The organism is Neobacillus drentensis (genome assembly GCF_036965245.1).
Lineage (GTDB): Bacteria > Bacillota > Bacilli > Bacillales > Cytobacillaceae > Neobacillus > Neobacillus drentensis_G.
Genome location: NZ_JBALPG010000164.1, coordinates 1 through 3,017, shown reverse-complemented (window position 1 = coordinate 3,017; position 3,017 = coordinate 1). Strand labels below are relative to the sequence as shown.

Here is a 3,017-nt window from a genome sequence, read left to right as displayed (position 1 = left end):
CCAAGCTTTAATCCTTGTTGATAATACTCGACAATTTCATCAAGCTTCATAGAGGTTTCTTTCGTGATCCTCACATTTAATTGAATTCTGTCATTTTGGTTCAATTCGGACACTTCCTCTTCTCGTTTAGCACTCTGCTAGCAATTATCTATTTCCTTGTTATCAATTGCTACTATACAATAATTCTCCATTTTTTTCATCAAAAAAAATAAATAATAATAATATTACTCTTCAAGAATTGTAAAGTGTCAATTGGAAGATTTTTAAAAATATTTCTTTAATCAGGAAGGTACATGAAATGGTAAATTGCTACAAATATTAATAGAAGGAGGGGTGCGAAGATATGATTTTACCTTGGATTTTTGGAGTAGTACTAGCGGTTCAGCAAATAAATTCTCCAGATAGTTTAATCATTACAAAAGATGGGCAGGACGTGACTTACATCAATCGAATGGATTTTTCCTTTCCTTATACCGATTTACCGATTATAGATTCGAAAAAATACAATCTTTTTTTAGACCAACTGGACAAACAGTACTCCTTGGAGCCAGAGAATGCCAGCCTAGATCAATCTGGAAATATACAATCCGAGCGAGTTGGTTATCGAATCCATCGCCATGCATTTACGGAACAATTTTATGCATATCTTTTTTCGGATAAACAGGAAAAATTTGAAATTCCTATGCTTCCCGTTTACCCAAAAGTCGATAGTGAATTACTTGGGAATATTCATAGCATACGGATTGGACGCTATGTTACCTCATTTAATTCACATAATAAAAAACGCTCGACCAATATTCAATTAGCAACAAAGGCTATTAACAATTATGTGGTCTTTCCGGGAGAAGCATTTTCTTTTAACAAAGTTGTTGGAAAAAGAACGGCTGCAAAAGGGTATTTACGTGCCCCTGTCATTGTAAGGGGGGAATTTGCTGAAGACATTGGCGGAGGAATTTGTCAAGTATCATCCACTCTTTTTAATGCTGTTGATAATGCCGGTTTAAAGATCATCCAGCGGTTTTCTCACAGCAGAAAGGTTCCATATATCCCTCCGGGCCGGGACGCAACTGTAAGCTGGTATGGACCAGATTTTGAATTTAAAAATTTGTATAACCAACCTGTATTAATCCGAGCAAGAACACTTGGAAATTTGTTAATCATTACTCTTTATTCTTCAGACACCCTTGAATATTTACCGCGGAAGATTCCTCCTGCCCCGTATTAAAAAAGTCCGCACGAATGCTAACGGGTTCGGTTTTGAGGTAGAAAACATAAAAAAACAAACTAAAAGGGATACTAATTCGCACAAGAATTGGTACCCCTAATTTTATTGTTATATCAATGATTTGTTTATTTTAGCACTACAAATAACACTGTAATTCGCATAGTGATTCACGACAGTCTGCTGGCAGCCAGCAGACTCCTTCGAATTGATATGTTAAAACGTATGTGAATTGGGCATACTAATCCTAGTGTTAATTCAATAGGAGCGGTGATAAAAAATATTGTGAAGTAAAACACCTTCTGATTATGTTTATTATGTAAAATAACTTAATAATCTATCAAAAGAATTGATCTCGGCATATGGTTTTATTTCGGTATCATTCTTGATCATATAAGGATTGAACCATATGCCCTTTATATCTGCGTTTTGACAACCACTAATATCCTTTTCAATGTCATCTCCAACGAATAATGCGTCTTCCGGTTGCACATTAACATAAAATTCCATAAAACCTTCGAAAAATTTACATAAGTATACCAAAAAACACAAAATAACGCACAGTGAACTAAATACTGTGCGTTTTCGGGTGTGAATTTACTTAGATTTTGATTGATAATTAAGATGCAAATTCGTGTGCGAATTGATTTTTCTATTCCAAAACCGAACCCATTGCACGAATGCGGACTTTTTTATTTGTTATTTTTCAATGCACTTGCCAATAACTCCTCCGAAAACTCTGTTAAGGCAGCATTGTCCATCAAATTAATGTTGGTCTTCGGTGAAAAGTTTTTAACTGCATTTTGAAATGGAAGTACAAAATTTTTACGCTTCCCTCTTGTTACCCCAACAACTGCAGCACTTAATCCAAGTCCTAAAAGAGACGCCCACATTGCCCCTCTATTTCTTCGTCTTGGTGCAAACAATTTGAAAAACGGTTGTCTTCTTATGCTTCTCATCATCAGCACTCCTTTTGCATGGAATGGAAGGAAATTTATCTGCCCTTCCATTTGCTTAATTTGTGCATTTTCATGGAGAATATGTTTAGGAAACCCTGCAATCTATGTTATTTACTGGATCAATTCTGACCGTATTTATTATAAAGCTTTTCTTTTGAAAGAAATAAATAAGTAAGATGATTTTTTTGAAAGTGTTGGTAAGAAGAACTGGAAAGTAAGGAAATTGGCAGCTGACCCAGTTTTTTTACATATTTATAAAGGCGGTTTTCTGGTGGATAGCAATCAAACCCTAGTGACCTTATCCCTTTATTTATGGTTGTAATTCCAATAATACCCTTTATTTTTCCCTCTTCAGGGTGACCTTTTAAATAACTTGCCAGCACAGGCATGGAATTGAGCACTAACCTATACATCAACCTTGTTCTAATTAAATCATTTTTTATTTTAATAAATTCATTCAATAACCTAACATTGTGTAAATGAATTTTTAATAAAAGATCATTTCTGTTAATCATTGTGCCATCAGAAAGTGTGTAATTCTTCCCTTTATATTTCGTAATTCGCACCCGGAAAACGGATTGGTTGTTTTTATCATTGTTAATGTAATGCAAACGAGAAAATAAATAAAATAATGGGTCAATAAGTTTCCATATCCATAAAATTGTTAGACGTAAACTCAATTCCTAACACTCCCTTCACAACCTTCATCCATAGGATGATATACAATTTCCATTTTAATTATGGTAATGTAAGGATATGAAAAAATTCAAAATAAAGCCGGATTTTAGCCTATCTTTTTAGAATTTAGTTTACATAATAAAATTATCATCCCCAAC

The 3,017-nt window shown here is 34.1% G+C and carries 3 protein-coding genes and 1 pseudogene; 1 reads left to right on the top strand and 3 read right to left on the bottom strand.

The window, feature by feature from the left end; genetic code table 11:
* Positions 1 to 343 precede the first annotated feature (343 nt).
* On the top strand, positions 344 to 1,225 hold the full coding sequence (locus tag V7150_RS23765) for a VanW family protein (protein ID WP_335523149.1): 882 nt from the start codon (positions 344 to 346) through the stop codon (positions 1,223 to 1,225).
* A gap of 312 nt (positions 1,226 to 1,537) precedes the next feature.
* On the opposite strand, the pseudogene V7150_RS23760 reads toward V7150_RS23765, so the two are convergent.
* From V7150_RS23760 to V7150_RS23750, 3 genes and pseudogenes are all read right to left on the bottom strand, one after another.
* Positions 1,538 to 1,720: pseudogene (locus tag V7150_RS23760) on the bottom strand (HAD family hydrolase); the annotation flags it as partial.
* A gap of 194 nt (positions 1,721 to 1,914) precedes the next feature.
* On the bottom strand, positions 1,915 to 2,181 hold the full coding sequence (locus tag V7150_RS23755; RefSeq protein WP_335523146.1) for a hypothetical protein: 267 nt from the start codon (positions 2,179 to 2,181) through the stop codon (positions 1,915 to 1,917).
* A gap of 119 nt (positions 2,182 to 2,300) precedes the next feature.
* Complete coding sequence (locus V7150_RS23750; RefSeq protein ID WP_420490326.1) at positions 2,301 to 2,861, bottom strand: YkoP family protein; 561 nt, start codon at positions 2,859 to 2,861, stop codon at positions 2,301 to 2,303.
* Between the last annotated feature and the right edge of the window lie 156 nt (positions 2,862 to 3,017).

Excerpts from the sequence above, each read along its gene's own strand:
- V7150_RS23765 (WP_335523149.1), top strand. The coding sequence starts at position 344 with ATGATTTTACCTTGGATTTTTGGAGTAGTACTAGCGGTTCAGCAAATA.
- V7150_RS23755 (WP_335523146.1), bottom strand. The coding sequence starts at position 2,181 with ATGAGAAGCATAAGAAGACAACCGTTTTTCAAATTGTTTGCACCAAGA.